Origin of the sequence: Nocardioides litoris (genome assembly GCF_006346315.1) — a bacterium.
Taxonomy (GTDB): Bacteria; Actinomycetota; Actinomycetes; order Propionibacteriales; family Nocardioidaceae; genus Nocardioides; species Nocardioides litoris.
On the sequence record NZ_VDMR01000009.1, the window covers coordinates 80936 to 101173 of the forward strand.

Annotated in this window: 17 protein-coding genes; 12 read left to right on the plus strand and 5 right to left on the minus strand. The window is 76.1% G+C overall.

Annotated elements, in window-relative coordinates; all coding sequences use genetic code 11:
• Nucleotides 1-8 precede the first annotated feature (8 nt).
• The 9 genes from FJQ57_RS20095 (at nt 9) to FJQ57_RS20135 (ending at nt 12066) form a co-directional block, all read left to right on the plus strand.
• Nucleotides 9-1100: an ABC transporter substrate-binding protein gene (locus FJQ57_RS20095; RefSeq protein ID WP_246081936.1), complete on the plus strand. Its 1092-nt coding sequence runs from the start codon at nt 9-11 to the stop codon at nt 1098-1100.
• Nucleotides 1097-1957 (plus strand): ABC transporter permease, encoded by an 861-nt coding sequence (locus tag FJQ57_RS20100; RefSeq protein ID WP_246081937.1) that lies wholly within the window; start codon nt 1097-1099, stop codon nt 1955-1957. The genes FJQ57_RS20095 and FJQ57_RS20100 overlap by 4 nt, the downstream gene beginning before the upstream one ends.
• Nucleotides 1958-1962: 5 nt before the next feature.
• Entirely contained in the window at nt 1963-2793 is an 831-nt protein-coding gene (locus tag FJQ57_RS20105) for an ABC transporter ATP-binding protein (RefSeq protein ID WP_246081938.1), read from the plus strand.
• Nucleotides 2793-4151, plus strand: coding sequence for an LLM class flavin-dependent oxidoreductase (locus tag FJQ57_RS20110; protein ID WP_139983812.1), 1359 nt, complete (start codon nt 2793-2795; stop codon nt 4149-4151). The genes FJQ57_RS20105 and FJQ57_RS20110 overlap by 1 nt, the downstream gene beginning before the upstream one ends.
• On the plus strand, nt 4148-5209 hold the full coding sequence (locus tag FJQ57_RS20115; protein WP_139983814.1) for an aldo/keto reductase: 1062 nt from the start codon (nt 4148-4150) through the stop codon (nt 5207-5209). Before FJQ57_RS20110 ends, FJQ57_RS20115 begins: the two co-directional genes overlap by 4 nt.
• Before the next feature lie 61 nt (nt 5210-5270).
• On the plus strand, nt 5271-9698 hold the full coding sequence (locus tag FJQ57_RS20120; RefSeq protein WP_139983816.1) for a hypothetical protein: 4428 nt from the start codon (nt 5271-5273) through the stop codon (nt 9696-9698).
• A 30-nt stretch (nt 9699-9728) separates the two neighbouring features.
• Complete coding sequence (locus tag FJQ57_RS20125) at nt 9729-10475, plus strand: vitamin K epoxide reductase family protein (protein WP_139983818.1); 747 nt, start codon at nt 9729-9731, stop codon at nt 10473-10475.
• A gap of 7 nt (nt 10476-10482) precedes the next feature.
• Nucleotides 10483-11196, plus strand: a complete 714-nt coding sequence (locus FJQ57_RS20130; RefSeq protein WP_139983820.1) for an SDR family NAD(P)-dependent oxidoreductase — start codon at nt 10483-10485, stop codon at nt 11194-11196.
• Between the two features lie 24 nt (nt 11197-11220).
• Nucleotides 11221-12066, plus strand: coding sequence for an ERCC4 domain-containing protein (locus FJQ57_RS20135; protein WP_139983822.1), 846 nt, complete (start codon nt 11221-11223; stop codon nt 12064-12066).
• Here the strand turns inward: FJQ57_RS20135 and FJQ57_RS20140 are convergent.
• Complete coding sequence (locus tag FJQ57_RS20140; protein WP_139983824.1) at nt 12052-12855, minus strand: hypothetical protein; 804 nt, start codon at nt 12853-12855, stop codon at nt 12052-12054. The two genes, FJQ57_RS20135 and FJQ57_RS20140, sit on opposite strands and share 15 nt — an antisense overlap.
• A gap of 115 nt (nt 12856-12970) precedes the next feature.
• Here FJQ57_RS20140 and FJQ57_RS20145 point away from each other — a divergent pair, with 115 nt between their 5' ends.
• The 3 genes from FJQ57_RS20145 (at nt 12971) to FJQ57_RS20155 (ending at nt 16679) form a co-directional block, all read left to right on the plus strand.
• Nucleotides 12971-13468, plus strand: a complete 498-nt coding sequence (locus tag FJQ57_RS20145; RefSeq protein ID WP_139983826.1) for an SRPBCC family protein — start codon at nt 12971-12973, stop codon at nt 13466-13468.
• A 61-nt stretch (nt 13469-13529) separates the two neighbouring features.
• The gene (locus tag FJQ57_RS20150) at nt 13530-15830 is read left to right on the plus strand and encodes an FdhF/YdeP family oxidoreductase (protein ID WP_139983828.1); all 2301 of its coding nucleotides are present in this window, start codon (nt 13530-13532) and stop codon (nt 15828-15830) included.
• 51 nt (nt 15831-15881) lie between these two features.
• Complete coding sequence (locus tag FJQ57_RS20155; protein WP_211349221.1) at nt 15882-16679, plus strand: lipase family alpha/beta hydrolase; 798 nt, start codon at nt 15882-15884, stop codon at nt 16677-16679.
• Between the two features lie 16 nt (nt 16680-16695).
• Here the strand turns inward: FJQ57_RS20155 and FJQ57_RS20160 are convergent, their stop codons facing one another.
• Genes FJQ57_RS20160 through FJQ57_RS20175 form a run of 4 tightly spaced genes read right to left on the minus strand, consistent with a single transcriptional unit; the run spans nt 16696 to nt 20180 of the window.
• Nucleotides 16696-17517, minus strand: coding sequence for an ABC transporter permease (locus FJQ57_RS20160; protein WP_139983830.1), 822 nt, complete (start codon nt 17515-17517; stop codon nt 16696-16698).
• Nucleotides 17514-18497: an ABC transporter ATP-binding protein gene (locus FJQ57_RS23695; protein WP_139983832.1), complete on the minus strand. Its 984-nt coding sequence runs from the start codon at nt 18495-18497 to the stop codon at nt 17514-17516. Before FJQ57_RS23695 ends, FJQ57_RS20160 begins: the two co-directional genes overlap by 4 nt.
• A complete protein-coding gene (locus FJQ57_RS22715; RefSeq protein WP_170219529.1) occupies nt 18494-19600 on the minus strand; it encodes a LolA-like protein in 1107 nt (368 codons plus the stop codon). The genes FJQ57_RS23695 and FJQ57_RS22715 overlap by 4 nt, the downstream gene beginning before the upstream one ends.
• Nucleotides 19593-20180 carry a DUF2238 domain-containing protein gene (locus tag FJQ57_RS20175; protein ID WP_139983834.1) on the minus strand — a complete coding sequence of 196 codons (588 nt, stop codon included), beginning with the start codon at nt 20178-20180 and terminating at the stop codon, nt 19593-19595. The genes FJQ57_RS22715 and FJQ57_RS20175 overlap by 8 nt, the downstream gene beginning before the upstream one ends.
• Nucleotides 20181-20238: the final 58 nt, after the last annotated feature.

Genomic DNA, 20238 nt, shown 5'->3' on the forward strand with positions numbered 1-20238 from the left:
GAGATCCTGTGTCCCACGCACCCCGACCCACCCGGCCGCCCGGCCGACGACGCCTGGCGGCGCTGACCGCCGCCGGTGTCGTCGCGACCCTCGCTCTGGCCGGCTGCGGCGGCGAGGAGGCCGGCCCCCGGCTCGACGCCTCCGCCCCGGTCCCCGACGACGTGCCGGCCGGCACCGTCCTGCGCATCGGTGACCCGACCACCCAGGCCGCCCTCGAGCTCTCCGGGCTCGACGACGAGCTGCCCTTCGACGTCGAGTGGGCCAACATCAGCGGCGGCCCCAAGACGCTCGAGGCCTTCCGGGCCGACGCCCTCGACGTGGGCGCCGTGGCCGACATCCCGCCGCTGTTCGCCACCTGGACCGGCACCGACGTCAAGATCGTGGCCACCCGCCTCACCGTCGACCCGCTCGAGCACCCGACGTACGAGCTGGGGGTCGCGCCCGGCGTCGACGTCGCCGAGACCGCCGACCTGCGCGGCAAGAAGATCGCCTACAGTCCCGGCCAGGCCCAGGGGGCGCTCGTGCTCAAGGTGCTCCAGGAGGCCGGGCTGGCCCAGGACGACGTGCAGCTGGTCGAGATGGCCAGCGTCGACGACGTCTACGTCAACGCCCTCGGCAGCGGGCAGGTCGACGTGGCCCCGCTCGGGCAGACCCTCGTGCCGCCCTTCCTGGCCAAGTACGGCGCCGAGGGCGGCACCACCATCGCGCCCGGCACCCGCGACGACTACTGGCACCTGTACGTGCCGACCGAGACCCTCGAGGACGCGGACAAGGCCGCGGCCCTGAAGAAGTACACCGAGGTCTGGGCCGAGGCGGTCGCGTGGGTCGACGAGCACCCCGACGAGTTCGCCCAGGGCTACTACGTGGAGAAGGAGGGCCTCGCGCCCGAGGACGCCACGGCGCTCGTGACCGCCCTCGGCACCTACGAGGTCCCGCCCACCTGGGACGAGGTGGTCACCGAGCACCAGGCCACCGCCGACCTCCTCGCCTCCGAGCAGGGCCACGAGCCCCTCGACGTCGCCTCGCTCTACGACCGGCGCTACGAGCCGGCGGCCGAGGCCGCGCCGTCGGGCGAGCAGTCCGAGAAGGCGGCCTCGTGAGCACCCCGACCCTGACCCGCAGCGAGCAGGTCGCGGCCGGCACGCGGATCGCCGGCACGCCGACCGACGACCGGGTGCGGCTGCGCCGCCTCGGCCCCGGCCGCCGGGTCCCCGGCGGCATCCTCCTCGGGCCGGTGCTGCTCCTGGCCGGCTGGGTCGTGGGCTCGGCCACCGGGCTCCTCGACGAGCGCACCCTCTCCGCGCCGTGGACCGTCCTCGAGACCGCCCGCGAGCTGTGGGCCGACGGCCGCCTGCAGGACGGCCTCGTCACCTCGGCCACCCGGGCCGCGCTCGGCCTCGGGCTCGGGGTCGCGGTGGGCCTGGTGCTCGCGGTGGTCGCCGGCCTGTTCCGCCTCGGCGAGGCCGTCATCGACGGGCCGGTGCAGGTCAAGCGCTCGATCCCGAGCCTGGCGCTCATCCCGCTGCTGATCCTCTGGTTCGGCATCGGGGAGGAGATGAAGGTCTGCACGATCGCCCTGGGCGTCCTCGTGCCGATCTACATCCACACCCACCACGGCCTGCGCGGCATCGACAGCCGGTACGCCGAGCTGGCCGAGACCATCGGCCTGGGCCGCCTGGCCTTCCTGCGCCAGGTGGTCGTGCCCGGCGCCCTGCCCGGGTTCCTGCTCGGGCTGCGGTTCGCGGTCACCTCCGCCCTGCTGGCCCTGGTCGTCGTCGAGCAGGTCAACGCCACCAGCGGCATCGGCTACATGATCACGCTCGCGTCCAGCTATGGGCAGACCGACGTCATCGTCGTCGGGCTCGTCGTGTACGCCGTCCTCGGCCTGGCGGCCGACGGCGCCGTACGCCTGATCGGGAGGAAGGCGCTCACGTGGCGACGGACACTCGAGAGCTAGAGGCGGTGCGCCCGGCCGTGGAGGTCGAGGCCCTGCACCGCAGCTTCAACCGGACCGGCGGGGTCCTCCACGGCCTCGACCTGCGCATCGGGGCGGGGGAGTTCGTCGCCCTCATCGGCCGCAGCGGCAGCGGCAAGAGCACGCTGCTGCGGGCCCTGGCCGGGCTCGACCGCGGCGTCGACGGCCACGGGCGGGTCCGCGTGCCGGCCAAGGTGTCGATGGTCTTCCAGGACTCGCGCCTGCTGCCGTGGAAGCGGGTCCTGGACAACGTCGTCCTCGGCCTCGACGGGCGCGACGCCCGCGAGCGCGGACGCCGGGCCCTGGCCGAGGTCGGCCTCGCCGGGCGCGAGAAGGCCTGGCCCCACCAGCTGTCCGGGGGCGAGGCGCAGCGCGCCGCCCTGGCCCGCTCGCTCGTGCGTGACCCCGAGCTGCTGCTGGCCGACGAGCCGTTCGGGGCGCTCGACGCGCTGACCCGGCTCAACATGCACACGCTCCTGCGCGAGCTGTGCGAGCGGCACCGGCCCGCCGTCCTGCTCGTGACCCACGACGTCGACGAGGCGATCGTGCTCGCCGACCGGGTCATCGTGCTCGACGACGGCGTCGTGCAGAGTGACGTGCGCGTCGAGCTCGGCTCGCGCCGCGACCCCGCCGACGCCGGGTTCGCCGCCCTGCGCCGGCGCCTGCTGGGTGCCCTGGGCGTCGACGTCGACGAGGACGGGCTCGTGCACGACCCCGACCCCGACGACCTCGCGCACGACCGGCCCGACCGCAGCCGCGGCACCGACCGCAAGACCGACCGCACGACCGGCCGCACGACCGGCCGGGAGGGCGCCTGATGGCCGCGCGCACCGGCCGGCGGCCGCTGCACCTCAACGCCTTCCTCATGGGCGTCGGCCACCACGAGGCGGCGTGGCGGCTGCCGGGGGTCGACCCGGCCGCGGCCCTCGACGTGCACCACTACGTCGCCCTCGCCCGCACCGCCGAGCGCGGGCTGATGGACTCGGTGTTCTTCGCCGACTCCCCGGCCCTCGTCGGCGACGTCGGCCGCCGCCCGGCGGGCACGCTCGACCCGACGCTGCTGCTGGCCGCGATGGCGCTGGCCACCGAGCGCATCGGCCTGGTCGCGACCGCGTCGACGTCGTACGACGAGCCGTGGAACCTGGCCCGCCGCTTCGCCTCCCTCGACCACCTCAGCGGCGGGCGCGCGGGGTGGAACGTCGTCACCACCGCGACCCTCGACGCGGCCCGCAACTTCGGCCTCGACGCGCTGCCGGCGCACCGCGACCGCTACGAGCGGGCGGAGGAGGTCGTCGAGGTCGCCACGGCCCTGTGGGACTCCTGGGACGACGACGCGGTGCTCGCCGACCAGGCCGCCGGCGTGTGGGGCGACGCCACGAAGGTGCACCCGCCCGAGCACGTGGGGCGGCACTTCCGGGTCGCCGGACCGCTCAACCTGCCGCGCTCGCCGCAGGGCCGCCCGGTGCTGGTGCAGGCCGGCTCCTCCCAGGACGGGCGCGCGTTCGCCGCCCGGCACGCCGAGGCCGTCTTCACCGCCCAGCAGACCCTCGCCGAGGCCCAGGACTTCTGCGCCGACGTCAAGGACCGCGCGCGCCGGCTCGGCCGCGACCCCGAGCACGTCGTCGTGCTGCCGGGCATCGTGCCGGTGCTCGGGTCGACCGAGGCCGAGGCCCGGGCGCTGGAGCGCGAGCTCGACGAGCTGATCCGTCCCGAGCACGCGCGCGACCAGCTGGCGCGCACCCTGCGCCTGGCCCCCGAGGACCTCGCGCTCGACCGCCCGCTGCCCGCCGACCTGCCGGCCGAGGACGAGATCGAGGGCGCCAAGTCGCGCTACACGCTCATCGTGTCGCTGGCCCGGCGGGAGCGGCTGACGGTCCGCGAGCTCATCGGCCGGCTCGGCGGCGGCCGCGGCCACCACACCGTGGTCGGCACGCCCGAGCAGGTGGCGGGCACGATGCTGGCCTGGGCCGACGCCGGCGCCGCCGACGGGTTCAACGTCATGCCGCCCGTGCTGCCCGCCGGGCTCGAGGTCTTCGTCGAGGAGGTGGTGCCGCTGCTGCAGGCCCGCGGCCGCTTCCGGACGGCGTACGCCGGCACCACGCTGCGCGACCACCTCGGACTGCCCCGGCCGGCGGTCGACCGAGCACGAGGCCGGCAGGAGAGGGTGACGGCATGAGCACCACCAGCACGGACGTCTCGTCCTACCGCCCGCTGGGGCGCACCGGGGTCCAGGTCAGCCCGCTGACCCTGGGCGCGATGATGTTCGGCCGGTGGGGCAACCCCGACCACGCCGAGTGCGTGCGCATCATCCACCGCGCCCTCGACGCCGGCATCAACGTCATCGACACCGCCGACGTCTACTCCCGTGGGGAGTCGGAGGAGATCGTCGGCAAGGCCCTGCAGGGCCGTCGCGACGACGTGGTGCTGGCCACCAAGTTCCACGGCGCGATGGACGACCACGACCCCAACCGGGCCGGCAGCTCGCGCCGCTGGATCATCCGGGCGGTCGAGGACTCGCTGCGGCGGCTCGGCACCGACCACCTCGACCTCTACCAGGTGCACCGGCCCCGGCCCGAGATCGACGTCGACGAGACCCTCGGCGCGCTCACCGACCTCGTGCGGCAGGGCAAGGTCCGCTACGTCGGCACCTCGACCTTCCTGCCCTCGCAGCTCGTCGAGGCCCAGTGGGTCGCCGAGCGCCGCCAGCGCGAGCGCCCGGTCACCGAGCAGCCGCCGTACTCGATCCTGGCCCGCGAGGTCGAGCGCGACGTGCTCCCCTTCGCCCAGCGGTACGGCGTCGGGGTGCTGCCCTGGAGCCCGCTCGCCGGCGGGTGGCTCTCCGGCCGCTACCGCCGCGGTGAGCAGCCGCCGCCCTCGAGCCGGCTGCAGCGCCAGCCCGCGCGGCACGACCCGACCAGCCCCGAGAACGCCGCCAAGCTCGACGCCGTGCACCGGCTGACCGACCTCGCGGACGAGGCCGGGCTGACGCTCGTCCAGCTCGCGCTGGCCTTCGTGCTCGAGCACCCGGCCGTCTCCTCGGCCATCATCGGGCCGCGCACGATGGAGCAGCTGGAGTCGCAGCTCGGTGCCGAGCGGGTCGTCCTCGACGACGGCCTGCTCGACCGCATCGACGTGGTCGTGCCGCCCGGCACCACGCTCAACGAGGCCGACCGCGGCTACGCGCCGCCCGCCCTCGTCGACGCGTCGCTGCGTCGGCGGCGCCGCCGGTCGTAGCCGGTCGTGGGCGACCCCCGAAAGGCGTCCCGACCGCCCCCGGATCGTGGTCCCATGGGCCATGCCCCGCCGCGCCGTCCTCGTCGCCTCCGCCGTGCTGGTGGCCCTCACCGGCCTGCCGGCGGGGGTGGCCACCGCCGCCGACGGCCCGGTCGGCCGCGCGGACGGCGAGCCGCGCGCGGGTGAGGTCTGGCCGGCGTACGACGGGCGGCTCGCGGACCTGGCGGCGTCCCCCGGCACCACCGTCGAGGGCTACCCCGACGGGGCGGTGCTGGTGCGGGCGGGCACCGCCGGCCGCGGGAACGCGGCCGGGTCACCGGGTGCGGTGGCCAAACTCGACGGGGTGACGGGCGAGCCACGCCTGGACTTCGGTCGCGCCGGGTTCGCGCCCTTCCGCGGGCCGACCAGCTCGTGGTCCTGGACCAGCGACGTCGCCGCCCGTCCCGACGGCGGGGCCCTCGCGGTGCACGGGCCCGTCGGCACCTACGACCGCCCCGAGACCCACCGGCTCGCCGTCCTCGCCCTCGACGGGCGCGGACGACCCGACCCGGCGTACCCAGCGGCGGACGGAGAGCCCCAGGGCCACGCGCTGCTGCCCGTGGCCGACGGCTCCACCCTGCTGCGGGGTGCCGAGGTGCTGGCGACCGCCGACGGTGGGGCCGTGGTCACTTCCCTCCAGCAGCGCCAGGTCGGCGCGGACGCCGTCACCACCGACGTGGTCGTGCAGCGGGTGCGTCGCGACGGGTCGGTCGACCCGCTCTTCGGCGACGGCGGGGAGGTGCGGTGGACCTCACCGGAGCACGCCGACACCGGTCTCATCGAGGTCCGCGTCCGCACCTCCGGGCTGGCGGCGACCCCGGGGGGCGGCTTCCTGGTGCTGGCCGACACCCGCAGCCGACGGACGATGGACGTGACAGAGCAGGTCGGCACCGTCAGCTCGGCCTACCTGCTCGCCTTCGACGGCGCGGGTCGCCCGGTGCCGGCGTTCGGCACCGCGGGCGTGCTGCGGCTCCCCGACGCGCAGCCGTCCTGCGACGCCGAGAGGCAGGCCGAGCCCGGCCTCGCCGTCGGCGCAGACGGCCGCATCGCGGTCACGAGCACGCTCCCGGTGCCCGTGTCGTCGACGTGCCGGCTCGGGCGCGAGGGCGTCGCGGGCCACCTGCTGCTGCAGGTGCTCGACCCCGACGGGACCCCCGACACGGCCTTCGGTGACGGCGGTCGGGTGAGCCGCGCCGTCCAGCCGCCGGGGCCGGTCGACGGTGACGTCATCGACGTGCCGACCGCCGTGACGCTCGATCCGCAGGGTCGGCTCGTGGTCGTCGTGCAGGTCGACAAGCCCTTCGTCTCCGACGACCCCGGTCCCGTCGCGCTGCGCTTCGGCCGCGACGGTGCGCAGGACGTCGGCTTCGCGGACGGGTCTCCGGACCTCCCGAGCACGGCAGCGATCGTCCCCACCGCGGGCGGTGACTACGTCGTCGCCGGCCACGGGGCCGGTGCCGGCTCCCCGGCCCGTCTCGCCACCCTCGTCCTCGGCGACGACCGACCTCCGGTCGGACCGACCGGTCCCCGACCGGCCGACGGGTCCGAGGTCCGCGTGGTCGGCCCGTCCGGTCGCCCGTGGCGGCCCGGTGACACCCTCACCGTCGGTCTGGGCCCCTGGACGGGCTCGCCGGTCGACCACGTCGACGTCTCGCTCGTGGGGTGCGACGAACCCAGGCTCGCCCGGGCTGACTGCCGCCAGCTCCCGCACCAGCAGGAGCGCGTCAGCGGCGACGCCCAGGACGTCGCGCTGACGCTGCCGGCAGCCTCGTCGGGCCAGCAGGTCGACGTGTGGGTGAGCGCGGTCGGGGCCGACGGTGGGCGCTGGCGCCAGCGGCACTCGCGCCGGGTCGTCGGGTCGTCGTACCTGTCGGCGGAGGAGCCCGCGCCGCAGGTGCCTCCCGCCGGGGCCGTGCCCGGCGCCGCCCGCCACCTGGTGCTCCCCGACCGCACCGAGGTGCGCGTGGGCGTCGACCAGGGGGTGCAGGACGACCACGTGCGCATCCTCGAGCGCCGGCCCGACGAACGGGCGCGCGTGGTCGCGGAGCACCCGGAGCTGCGCCACGCGCTCGTGCGTGACCTCGTCGCCGGCCCCGACGGCACGGCGCACGTCCTGGTGATGTCCCACCGCGAGCTCTACGTCCTCGACCGCGACCCGGGGGGCGCCTGGTCCGACCCGCTCCGCGTCACCGAGCGGCCCGACGGGGCGCTGCTCTCGGGGGAGCTCGTCCAGGCCCAGCTGGCCGTCGGCCCCGGGGGGCAGGCCGCTCTCGTGCACGCCGAGTCCGAGCCCCGGGCGCCGGGACAGGCGCCGCCGCTGGTGGTCCGGGTCCGCGGCGAGGACGGGTGGGGACCTCCGGAGGTGCTCGTCTGGTCCGCTGACGGCTACCCCGCCTGCGGACCGTACGGCTGCACGGACACCGAGCTGTTCGAGCGCGGCCTGCCCCAGCACGTCCGACTGGCGGTCGACGCCACCGGGGCGGTCCGGCTCGCCGCGAGCCGGCGGGTGCCCGACGCGTCGGGCGCCTCCGACGTCGTGCTCGCCTCCGCCGACCGCACGCCCGACGGCACCTGGACCCAGCGCGACCTGGCGCGCGTCGCCGACGGTTCCGTGGCCGCGCTGGAGATGCAACCCCTCACCGGCGGAGGGACCGTGCTCGTGGTCGAGGAGCGCCCGGTGCACCGGGTCGAGCCCACCTCGACCGGCCGCACCAAGCGGTACGAGACCCGCGTGGTCTCGCAGGTGGCCCTCGCCGGTGCCCCGTTCGTCGGCGACGGGACGCGGACCGGCGGGCAGGTGCTCCTGCGCCGCGTCGACGGCGACGGGGTGGACTACGAGTCGCTCCAGGGCGCGCGGCCGTCCCGGTCGCGACTCGCGGTCGACGGCGACCACTGGCGGTTCGTGTTCACGCAGGAGGAGCTCGGCGCCACCCGACCCACCCCGGTGTACGCCGTCGAGGGCAGCGGGCTGTTGCCCGCCACGGTCCAGGAGGTCGAGGGCGTCGACGAGCAGGGGTGCTGCACCACCGTCCTGCAGAACGCGGCAGGGCAGGACGGCCGGGCGCTGCTCGTCGTGCGCACCGTCAACGGCACCCAGTACGCCGAGGCCGACGGCCCCGGGCCCCTCGGTGCGCTGCAACCCCTCCTCGTCGTGGGGCCTGACGGGGCGGCGCGCCCCGGTCCGGAGGAGCCTGCCTGGGCCGAGCAGCGCGACGGCTCGTGGTGGGTCGCCCTCGAGGGGCAGACCCCCCGCGACTGGATCCGGCCGCACCGCCTGACCCGCAGCACCGGGGCGCCGCGGGTCGCCCTCGAGCCGCCCGGCGACCTGCGGGCGGGGCAGCGCGTGGAGCTGCGCGTCGACCCGGACGCGACCGACGACCCCGACGGCGGGCCGGTCACCGTGGCCTGGGACCTCGACGACGACGCCGCCTTCGACGACGCCACCGGCCCCACGGCGGCGGCGGTCGTCTCCGCGCCCGGCACGGCCCAGCGCGTGTCGGTGCGCGTCACGGCCCCCGACGGTGACCGGGCGGTGGCCTCGCAACCGCTGTCGCAGGCCGCCAACGAGCCACCCCGCTTCCTCGGCATCCTCGGTCCCGACGAGGTGGTCGCCGGGCAGCCCGTCGTGCTCGAGGCCGTCGCCGACGACGACCGGACCAGTCAGCTCGAGCACCGCTGGACGGTGGACGGCCGGATCGTCGAGCAGTCGGGTCGCGAGGTGACGGTGGTCCTGGAGGCCGGCGACCGCGTGGTGCGGGTCGACGTCACCGACGGCGACGGGGCCACCACCACCGGGTCCCAGCGGTTCACGGTGCGACCCAGCCCGACCGACCCGGGACCGCAGCCACAGCCGGACCGACCGCCGACCGCGACGCTCACCGGACCGACGCGGGTCGCCGACGGCGACCGGGCCGTCTTCCGGGTCGCCGCCCGCGACCCCGAGGGCCGGACGCTGCGCCGCGCCTGGTTCGTCGACGGGCGTCCCGTGCTCGGTGCCCGCGGCCCCTCAGCCACCGTGGTGCTGCGTGCCGGGACCCGCACCGTGGCGGTCGCGGTCGCCGACCCCGCGGGTCACCTCGTGGTGCGCTCGCAGCGGGTCCGGGTCGTCCGGGGCTCCCGCCTCTCCGACGAGCCCCTGGAGGTCCGCGCGCCCGCGCGGGTCGGTCGGCTCGTCACGCGGGTCGGGGTGCCCCGGGCGGGCCGGGTGCGCGTCGTCCTGCGGGCGCCGGGCGGCCGCACCACGTGGGGCACCGCGTCGGCGCGGTCGACCCGTCGGGGCGCGGTCCCGGTCGTCGTACGGCTGACCCCGGCCGGGCGGCGGGCCCTCACCGGCGCCGGGACCCGCACGGTCGTCGCGGTCGTCACCTTCCGCGCGGCCGGACGCCCGGCCGTCGTCCGCACCCAGCGGGTCGTCGTCGCGCGCTCCGGGACGCCACCAGCACGGTCGTAGCATGTGGGCGGCTCGGGAGGACGGGAGCAGATGACCACGACGAACCCCTCGCACGACGACCTCGGCGCCGTCGACCGGCTCGACCGGCGGCGCGGTGCGGACCGGTCCGGCCACCGCGACGGCGTGGCCGTGGCCGAGCGCGACGACCTCGACCACCTCAGCGACGACGAGGTGCTGGCGCTGCTGGCCCGCGAGCGGCGCACCCCGCGGCCGACGCGGGCCTGGGGCGTCGTGCTGGCGGTGCTCGGGCTGCTGGGCCTGGCCGCGGCGTTCACGCTGGCCGTCGACAAGTACAAGATCCTCGAGGACCCCTCCTACGTCCCGAGCTGCAACCTCAACCCGGTGCTGTCGTGCGGGTCGATCATGCGCACCGACCAGGCGTCGGTGCTCGGGTTCCCCAACCCGCTCATGGGCATCGTCGGGTTCTCGGTCGTGGTCACCCTCGGCGTGCTGCTCGCCTCCGGGGTCCGGCTGCCGCGGGGCGTGCTGGCCGGGCTGGCCGCGGGCGGCGTCGTGGGTGCCGGCTTCGTGCACTGGTTGGCCTACCAGTCGATGTTCGAGATCGGCGCCCTGTGCCCGTGGTGCCTGGTCGTGTGGACCGTGACCCTGCCCGTCGCGCTGTGGTCGGTGCTGGTCGCCGCCGGGTCGTTCGCCGCCACCCGGGGCGCGGCCACCGCGGTGTGGCGGGCACGCTGGGTGCTGCTCCTCGTCTGGTACGCCGCGTTCGTGGCCACCGCGCTGGTGCAGTTCTGGAGCTACTGGCGCACGCTGCTGTGATGGCCTCGTGACCGTCCTCGTCACCGGTGCCTCCACCGGCCTCGGCCTGGCCGCCGTGCGCGCGCTGCTCGACGCCGGCCACGACGTCGTCCTGCACGCGCGCAGCCTCGACCGGGTCGAGGACCCTGCGGTGCTCGACCGGGTCGCCGACGCGGTGGCCGCCGACCTGGCCGACCTCGACGCCGTCGCCGCCCTCGCCGACCGGCTGGCCGCCCACGGTCCCCTCGAGGCCGTCGTCCACAACGCGGGCGTGATGCGGGGGCCCGACGTGCGCACCGTCAACGTCCTCGCGCCGTGGGTGCTCGCCGCCCGGCTGCCCCGGCCGGGCCGCTCGGTCGTGCTGAGCAGCTCGATGCACCGCGGCGGACGGGCCGAGGTGGGTGCGGCCCGCGCGTCGTCGTACGAGGACAGCAAGCTGTGGGTCACCGCGCTCGTCCTCCACCTCGCCGAGGCGCAGCCCGACGTGCTCTGGCACGCCGTCGACCCGGGGTGGGTGCCGACCCGGATGGGGGGTGCGGGTGCGCCCGACGACCTCGAGGAGGGCCACCGCACCCAGGTCTGGCTGGCCACCGCGCCCGAGGCGGAGATCGACCCCCGCACCGGTGGGTACTGGCGCCACCACGCCACCCAGGACCCCCACCCGGCCGCCCTCGACCCCGCCTTCCGCGCCGCCGTCGTGGAGCGGGTCGTGGACCTGACCGGGGTCGACCTCCCGGTCTGAGAGCCCCACCCGTAGCGTCGAGGGGTGGGCGACGCACAGGTGCCGGGCGAGGTCCTGGTCGACCACCGCGAGCGGGGGAGCGGCATCCCCGAGGCGCTGGCCGCGGCCGGCCTCGAGGTGGCACTGACCGACCTCCCGGTCGGCGACTACGTGCTCGGGCCGGGCCTCGCGGTCGAGCGCAAGGGCCCCGTCGACCTGGGGTCCTCGATCCGCGACGGCCGGCTGTTCGACCAGGCGACGCGGCTGCAGTCGGCGTTCCCGCAGGCCGTGCTCATGGTCGAGGGCGAGCCGCGTGGGATCGCCGAGGACGCGTGGCGCGGGGCGGTGTGCCGCCTCGTCGAGGACGGCGTGACCGTGCTGCACAGCCTCGACGCCGAGGACAGCGCGGCCTGGATCGCCCGGCTCGCCAAGCGGGCCCGCCGCAGCGCGCCGACGACGCCGGGCGAGGGTCCGCGGCGGGCGCCCCGGCACCCCTCGGCCCAGGCCGAGGTGATGCTGTCGGTCGTGCCCGGGATCAGCCCGGTCATGGCGCGCAGCCTGCTGGCGTCGTACGGCAGCGTCGCGGCGATCGCCGCCGCCGGCGCCGACGGCCTGCGCCGCCACCCCGGCATCGGGCGGGTGCGGGCGTCCCGCCTGCTGGCCGCGCTCACCGAGCCGTACGTCGACCTGGCCGACCGAGAGCCCGAGCCGGAGCGCCCGCCGCGCGGACCACGGGCCCTGCGTCGGTGGGTCCTGGTGGGCCCGGGCCTCGACGACGACCCGCCCTCGTGGGACCGGCGGGCGATCGCCCTCCGAGCACTGCGGTCGGCGCCGGCCGGGGCCCAGCTGGTCGACGGGCTGACCGGCGAGGTGGTCTCAGGCCCGGCGTGAGCCCGGGCGGGACCCGGCCGGCGGGCGGGCGGCGAGCACGCCGGCCACGGCCACGACGACCACGGCGGCGGCCGCCAGCACGGTGACCTCGGTGGTGCCGTCGTCGAGGCCGGTGACGGTGATGCCGATGAAGGCCCAGGCCCCCGCCACGGCGAAGGCGGCCAGGCGCCCGACCACGACCAGGGTGGTCACGGTCACCGCTGCGACCACCAGCAGTGCGAGCTGCCAGCCGAGCTCGCGGGCCCCGAACCAGTCCCAGCCGACCATCGCGGTGGAGGCGTTGAGGAAGAACGCGGCCGAGACCCAGCCGGCGAACAGGCCCCACGCGATGCGGGTCAGCGTGGCGAACCAGCCGCGGGGCAGGTCGGCCCGGGCCAGGGTCAGCACGCCGTCGACCGCCGCGACGAACATCAGGGCCAGCGCGAGGAAGGTCAACGTGCTGCTGTCGAGGGCGGCCATGACGATCCACAGCACCGCGGCGGCGTACAGGGCGACCTGGTCCCACCGGAAGCGCACCGGGAGCGCCGCGCCGGCCTCGCGGGCGGCGGGCAGCACGCCGGCCACGGCCTGGGCGATGGCGAGGGTGTAGATGACGCCCCAGATCGAGAACGCCCAGCCGACCGGGGTGATCAGCAGGTCGGCGCCGGCGCCGCTGCCCGGCGACGCGCCGGGCCCGTTGATGGTGACGGCGGGGGCCACGACCTGGGCCAGGGCCGCGACGAGCACGATCCACGGCAGGGCGCTGCCGGCGCTGGCGGTGGCCGGTCGGTCGGTCGTCAGCTGGGCCATGTCCTCGACGGTAGGTCGGCCCCGCCTCGCGCCCCACCCCCGATCGGAGGGGACCTGGAGGCCGTCACCCCTGCGGGCCAAGCACCCCCGGGCGCCCCCGTGGTGCGGTGGGGACATGGCGATCGAGGTGGTGGTCGACGTCGCGGCACCGTTGCGCACGACGTACGACCGGTGGACCCGGTTCGAGTCGTTCCCCCGCTTCATGCCCCTGGTGCAGGCGGTCACCCAGGTGCGCCCGACCGTGACCCGCTGGCGCCTGGGCCGCGGACCGCTGCACCACGAGTTCGAGGCCGAGGTCGTCGAGCAGCACCCCGACGAGCGCGTCGCGTGGCGCAGCCTCGACAGCCGGTTCCCGCACCGCGGCGAGGTGACCTTCGCCGCGACCGGGGAACGTCGGACCCGGGTGCGGCTCGTGCTCGACGACGACGTGCTCGCGCACCGCTGGTCCGAGCCCGTCGTACGCCGCCTCGCCGTCGCCCAGCTCGCCGCCTTCGGCCGCTTCGTCGAGGGCGTCGGGGACGCCGGCGAGACCTGGCGCGGCACCATCCGCCGCGGCCGGGTCACCGCCGTGGAGAAGGACGCCCCGGCCCACCCGGGCTGGGTCCACGGCTGACCCCGCCGCCACCCCCACCCCGACCCGACCCCCGACCGACCGCAGCACCGGAGGACCCACCGTGCCCACCAACGCCCAGGACCCCGACGCCTCGACCGACGGCGACCAGCTGGAGGTCACCGAGCCCAAGGACTGGGCGGCGGGCGTGCCCGCGGTGGCGCACGCCCTGGGGTACTCGCTCTCGCAGACCTCGCCCACGAAGACCGCGATCACCCTGCTGACGATGAACCAGGTCGACGGCATCGACTGCCCCGGCTGCGCCTGGCCCGACCCCGAGCCGGGCAAGCGGCACCGCAACGAGTACTGCGAGAACGGCGCCAAGCACATCAACGACGAGGCGACCAGCAAGCGGGTCACCCGGGAGTTCTTCGCCGAGCACCCGGTCTCCGACCTGGCCACCCGCTCCGACAAGTGGCTCAACCAGCAGGGCCGCCTGACCGAGCCGATGGTCAAGCGGCCGGGGTCCGACCACTACGAGCCCATCGGCTGGGACGACGCCGTCGCCCTCGTCGCCGGCGAGCTGCGGGGCCTCGACTCGCCCGACGAGGCCGCGTTCTACACCTCGGGCCGGGTCAGCAACGAGGCGGCGTTCACGCTCGGGCTGTTCGCCCGCGCCTTCGGCACCAACAACCTCCCCGACTGCAGCAACATGTGCCACGAGTCGAGCGGGTTCGCGCTGCACGAGACCCTCGGCACCGGCAAGGGCACGGTCAGCCTGCTCGACATCGAGCATGCCGACCTCATCTTCGTCGTCGGCCAGAACCCGGGCACCAACCACCCGCGCCAGCTCTCGGCGCTGGAGGCGGCCAAGCGGCGCGGGGCCCGCATCATCGCGGTCAACCCGCTCCCCGAGGCCGGCCTGAAGCGGTTCAAGAACCCCCAGAAGCCGCGCGGGGTGGTCGGGGCCGGCACCGAGATCGCCGACCACCTGCTGCAGGTGCGCCCCGGGTCGGACCTGGCCCTGTTCCAGGGGGTCAACAAGCTCCTGCTCGAGGCCGAGGACCACGCGCCGGGCACCGTCCTGGACCAGGAGTTCATCGACGCCGCGACCGACGGGTTCGACGCCTTCGCCGCCCACGTGCGCGCCGTCGACCTCGACGACGTCGCCGCGCAGACCGGCCTGACGAGGGCCGAGCTCGACACGGTCGCCGAGGAGGTGCTGCGGGCCGACCGGATCATCGTGTGCTGGGCGATGGGGCTGACCCAGCACCGCCACGCCGTGCCCACGATCCGCGAGGTCGTCAACTTCCTCCTGCTCCGCGGCAACGTCGGACGCCTCGGCACCGGCGCCTGTCCGGTGCGCGGCCACAGCAACGTGCAGGGCGACCGGACCATGGGCATCTGGGAGCAGATGCCCGACACGTTCCTCGACGCCCTGCAGGCCGAGTTCGGCTTCGACCCGCCGCGCCACCACGGCCTCGACGCGGTGGGCACGATCCGGGCGATGCGCGACGGCACGGTCAAGGTCTTCGTGGGCGTGGCCGGCAACTTCGTGCGCGCCGCGCCCGACAGCGAGGCCACCGAGGCCGCCGTACGCCGGTGCCGGCTGACGGTGCAGGTCTCGACCAAGCTCAACCGCTCGCACACGGTGTGCGGCGAGACCGCGCTGGTGCTGCCCGTGCTCAGCCGGACCGAGCGCGATCGGCAGGACAGCGGTGAGCAGGGCGTCACCGTCGAGGACTCGATGAGCGAGGTCCACCTCTCCCGCGGCCGGCTCGAGCCGGCCTCGCCCCTGCTGCTCAGCGAGGTCGCGGTGCTCAGCCGGATCGCCCGGGCGACCGTGGGGGAGCGGGTCGACGTCGACTGGGCCTCCTTCGAGGCCGACTACGGCACCATCCGCGACCACGTCTCCCGGGTCGTCCCCGGCTTCCACGACTACAACCGCCGGGCCGCCCAGCCCGGAGGGTTCCGGCTGCCCAACCCGGTCAACGAGGGCGTCTTCCCGACCGAGACGGGCAACGCCCGCTTCACCGTCAACGAGGGGGCGGCGCCGCGCGTGCCCGCGGGCCACCTGCTGCTGCAGACCCTGCGCTCGCACGACCAGTGGAACACCGTCCCCTACACCGACGACGACCGCTACCGCGGCATCCACGGCGACCGCCGGGTCGTGATGGCCCACGCCGACGACCTCGCCGACCTCGGCCTGGCGCAGGGCGACCGGGTCGACCTCGTCAGCGTCGCCGACGACGGGTCGGAGCGCCGCGCGGCCGGGTTCCGCGTCGTGCCCTACCCGACGCCCCGGGGCAGCGCCGCCGCCTACTACCCGGAGACCAACGTGCTCGTGGCCCTCGACGACGTGGCCACCACCAGCGGGCAGCCGGCGTCGAAGGCCGTGGTGGTCCGGCTCGAGCCCGTCGCGTAACCGGTTGCCGGCTGTCTGCTGCCGGTTGTCCGCGCCCCGGAGGATGGAGGGGTGCGCGACACCTGGTCCTCCCTCGCCCCGGCCCGCCGGCGGGTGCTGGTGGGCGCGGTCGGACTCCTGCTCGTCGTGGTGGTGGCGGTCGTCGTGGTCGCGCTCGTGCGGCGCGACGACCCGGTCGACCCCGTCGCGCAGGACCGGCCCGGGCCGGTGCTGCTCGTCCCCGGGTACGGCGGCAGCACGGCCGGTCTCGAGGTGCTGGCCGACGCGCTCCGCACCAGCGGCCGCGACGCAAGGGTCGTCGCTCCGGCAGGCGACGGCACCGGCGACCTGGAGGACCAGGCCGCCGACCTGGCCGCCGCCGTCGACCGCGTGCTGGGGGAGACCGGCGCCCCGTCGGTCGACCTCGTCGGCTACTCCGCCGGCGGCGTCGTGGTGCGGCTCTACGTCGCCGACCTCGGCGGCGGGTCGACGGTGCGCCGCGCGGTCAGCCTGGGGTCCCCGCAGCACGGCACCGACCTGACCTCGCTCGGCGCCGCCCTCGGCGGCGCCACCTGCCCCGAGGCCTGCCGCCAGCTCGACCCCGGCTCCACGCTGCTGCGCGAGCTCAACGCCGGCGACGAGACCCCGCCCGGACCGGCCTGGGTCGCGGTCTGGACCGAGGGTGACGCCACCGTGGTGCCGGCCGACTCCGGCGCGCTCGCCGGCGCGACGTCGTACGCCGTGCAGGAGGTGTGCCCCGACCTGGCGGTGTCGCACACCGAGCTGCCCCGCGACCCCGCGGTCGCCGGGATGGTCGAGGCGGCCCTGGCGGGGGCCGAGCCGGCCGTGCCCGGACCGGGCGTCTGCTGAGCCCGGTCGGTCGAGGTCAGTCGCTGACGTCCTTGGTGGCGAAGCTGGCCCAGGCGGCGCCGAGGAAGACGACGACGTAGGCCAGCTGCAGGAGCGTGCCGCGCACGATGTCGCGCCACAGGATCGGGTCACGGAAGAGGTCGACGAACGCGATCCAGTAGCGCGTCGGCAGGTAGGGGTGCAGCACCTGGGCGGCGTCGAGCGTGAGCAGCACCGTCGAGCCGACGAGCAGCCCGAGGGTGCCGAAGGCCGCGGCCGCGGGCGTGCGGACGACGGTCGAGAGGAAGAGCGCGACGCAGGCCACGCCGAGCATGCAGAGGATGGCGTAGCCGAAGGCGAGCCCGGTGCGCGCGACGAGCTCGGGGGTCGACAGCGCGGTGCCCGACACGCTCGTCGTCGGACCCGTGACGGTGATCGACTCGTCGCCCAGCAGGAGCACCCCGAGCACGTAGGCGGTGGCGGCCACGACGAGCACCGCGAGGACCACGAAGACCATCGAGGCGACCAGCTTGGCCACCAGCAGCCGCACCCGGCCCACCGGCCGGACGAGCAGGTAGCGCAGCGTGCCCTGCTGGGCCTCCCCGGCCACGGCCTCCCCGGCGGTGAGGGCGACCGCGATGGGCAGGAACAGCGGCAGCACGATGGCCAGGGCCGCCAGCGGGTAGAGCGTGCCGTCGGTCAGCACCGCCGAGAGGAACGCAGGTCCGGTGCCCGGCCGCGGGCCGAGGTCGGTGACCGCCAGGAGCACGGCCACCAGGGCCGGGAGGGCGTCGATCATCGCGATCGTCATCCACGTACGACGGCTGCGGAGCAGCTTGGACAGCTCGACCGGGATCACCCGGCCACCTCCTCGCGGTCGGGCCGGTCGGGCCGGTCGGGCCGGTCGGGCCGGTCGAACCGGTCGGACCCGGCCCGGGTGGCTGCGAGCACGACGTCCTCGAGGCGGCGCACCTCGGCGGCGATGGAGGTGACGCGCACGCCGGCCGCGACGAGACGGGCGTTGACCGCCGCAGGGTCGGGGTCGCGCACGAGCAGGCGCTGGTCGTCGTGGGCCACGACCGTGCCGCCGAGGAGGCCGAGCGCGTGGCCGACGTCGGGCGTGGTGAGCTCGACGTGGCCGGTGGGGCGGCGCAGGTCGTCGAGCTCGTCCTGCAGGACCAGGCGGCCGCGGTCGAGCACGCCGACCCGGGTGCAGGTCTGCTCGATCTCGGCGAGCAGGTGGCTGGAGACGACGACGGTGGTGCCGGCCGCGTTGAGCTCGAGCAGCAGCCGTCGGATCTCTTGGATGCCCTGGGGGTCGAGGCCGTTGGTCGGCTCGTCGAGCACCAGCAGCCGGGGCCGCCGGAGCAGGGCGCCGGCCAGGCCGAGGCGCTGACGCATGCCGAGGGAGTAGGCACGGACCGGTCGCTTGTCGACCCCGCCCAGGCCGACCTGCTCGAGCGCGTCGTCGACCCGGCGGGCGCGGCTGGCCCGGTCGCCGTCGGCGGCCATGGCGTCGAACAGGGCCAGGTTGCGGCGCCCGGAGAGCTGGCCGTAGGCGGCGGGCCCCTCGATCATCGCGCCGACCTGGGGGAGCACCCGGCGCCAGGCCGACGGCATCGGCTCGCCCAGCACCTCGACCCGTCCCGAGGTGGGCAGGACCAGGCCCAGCAGCATCCGCACAGTGGTGGTCTTGCCGGACCCGTTGGCGCCGAGGAACCCGTAGACGTCGCCCTCACGCACCTCGAGGTCGATGCCGTCGACGGCGGTGACCGGGCCGAAGCGCTTGGTCAGGCTCTCGGTGCGCACCGCCACCGGGCGCTGGGACAGCTCGCTCATCGGTCCCCCGTGTACTCGTAGCCCGCGACGGCCTCGGCTGCGGCTCGGCCCATCGCCTCGGGCGTCACCCATCCAGCCAGCAGAAGCCCGCCGTCGTCGGAGCCGGTGATCGCCACCGTCAGCGGACCGACCGCGGCCACCGTGCGCTCCGCGGTCACCGCGGCCCCGGGCACGGCTTGCAGCTGCTCGCGGAACGGCTCGGCCTCCCGGCCGCGCAGCGGGATCGTGACCAGCTGGGTCGTGCCCGCGCCGAACACCCCGACGGCCCCGTCGGTGGCCTCGGCCTGCGGCAGCCCGACCAGCGAGCCCGGCGGCCGCAGGGGTGCGTACTGGTTGGCCGCGTCGGCGATGTCGAGCGCCTCGTCGTACTCGACGTCGACGCGCTGGCCGGTCACCGGACCGACCTCGGCGTCGTCGGGCCGACCCGGGTCGTGCTCCACGAAGGCGGTCGTGAACGACGGCGCGGCCTGCCCGTCGGCGTACACCTCGACCCGGAGGGCGACGCCGGTCTCGCGGTCGGCCCACAGGTCGACGTGGTCGATGCTCGACAGCGGTGAAGGCGGCCGCACCCGGAGGCCGAGCGCGGTGCGGCCGGCCACCCGCTCGTCCGACAGGCGCTCGAGGTCGTCGTCGCCGACGCCGTCCAGCACCCGGCGGGCCAGGGCGGGCGGCAGCACGTCGGAGGAGCGGGGGAGCCGGACGTCGGGGTCGCGGCTGACGGTGGCGCGGTCGCGCTCGAAGTCCCACGAGACCAGGCCGACGCCGTCGCGGCGCAGGCCGTGCTCGCCCGCGGGCAGCAGCTCGTCGACCCGCCACCGCCGGTCGTCCTGCCACCAGGCGCGCAGCCGCGTGCGCTCGCCCAGCAGCCGGCCCAGGTCGCTGAGCTCGTCGGCGGCGGGCAGCTGGAGGGCGCCGGAGGTCTCGACCAGGCCCGACCACGACGCGTCGGCCGAGGCGCGCACGCGCTCGGCCACCACGGCCGCGGTGGCGTCGTCGGCCGCCACGGGCCGGGCACGCCATGCGAGCGGCCCGGCGACGAGCAGGGCGGCGACGACGGCGACCACGGCCCACCGGCGCGGGGCGGTGCTGCGGGGTTCAGGCATCCCCGGCAACGGTACGACCGCGCCCCCAGCCGAGCACCGCCACGAGGGTGGCGGCCACGACCGCCCCGGTCGTGCCGAGCACCAGGTCGCCGAGGGTGTCGCCGTAGTCGCCGCCGCGCTCGCGGTAGAACAGCGCCCACTCCAGCACCTCCCACAGCACCGCCAGCAGCGCGCCGGCGCCGCCGACGAGCGGCACCAGGAGCCACCGCGGTCGCAGCACCGGCCGCGCGAGGAGGGCCAGCCCGAGCCCGATCAGGAACCAGTGGCCGGCGTGGCTGGCCTTGTCCCACCAGTCGAAGCGCGCGTAGAGGTCGAGCCAGGTCGCCGTCACGTCGGACCAGAACGGCAGCACGAGCAGCCCGAACGCGGCGTACGGCGGCCGCTCGCCCGCAGGCCGTCCGCGGCCGCGCCACAGGACGGCCGGGAGCGCGGTGAGGACGGGGTAGACCAGCCCGCGCACGGTCCACCCGAACCCCTCGAACTGCTCGGGGCGCAGCACCGCCGCCGCGGCGAGCTCGGCGACCAGCGCCGACCACGCGACGGTCGGGAACCACACCGGCCACCGGGATCCGCGCGTCATCGCTCCATCATGCGTCGCCACCCGCGGGGTGGCCGACAGCCGACCGGGTGGTCGGCAC

Excerpts from the sequence above, each read along its gene's own strand:
- FJQ57_RS20145 (WP_139983826.1), top strand. The coding sequence starts at position 12,971 with ATGGCGATCGAGGTGGTGGTCGACGTCGCGGCACCGTTGCGCACGACG.
- FJQ57_RS23695 (WP_139983832.1), bottom strand. The coding sequence starts at position 18,497 with ATGAGCGAGCTGTCCCAGCGCCCGGTGGCGGTGCGCACCGAGAGCCTG.
- FJQ57_RS20140 (WP_139983824.1), bottom strand. The coding sequence starts at position 12,855 with ATGGCCCAGCTGACGACCGACCGACCGGCCACCGCCAGCGCCGGCAGC.
- FJQ57_RS20110 (WP_139983812.1), top strand. The coding sequence starts at position 2,793 with ATGGCCGCGCGCACCGGCCGGCGGCCGCTGCACCTCAACGCCTTCCTC.
- FJQ57_RS20175 (WP_139983834.1), bottom strand. The coding sequence starts at position 20,180 with ATGACGCGCGGATCCCGGTGGCCGGTGTGGTTCCCGACCGTCGCGTGG.
- FJQ57_RS20115 (WP_139983814.1), top strand. The coding sequence starts at position 4,148 with ATGAGCACCACCAGCACGGACGTCTCGTCCTACCGCCCGCTGGGGCGC.
- FJQ57_RS20125 (WP_139983818.1), top strand. The coding sequence starts at position 9,729 with ATGACCACGACGAACCCCTCGCACGACGACCTCGGCGCCGTCGACCGG.
- FJQ57_RS20120 (WP_139983816.1), top strand. The coding sequence starts at position 5,271 with ATGCCCCGCCGCGCCGTCCTCGTCGCCTCCGCCGTGCTGGTGGCCCTC.
- FJQ57_RS22715 (WP_170219529.1), bottom strand. The coding sequence starts at position 19,600 with ATGCCTGAACCCCGCAGCACCGCCCCGCGCCGGTGGGCCGTGGTCGCC.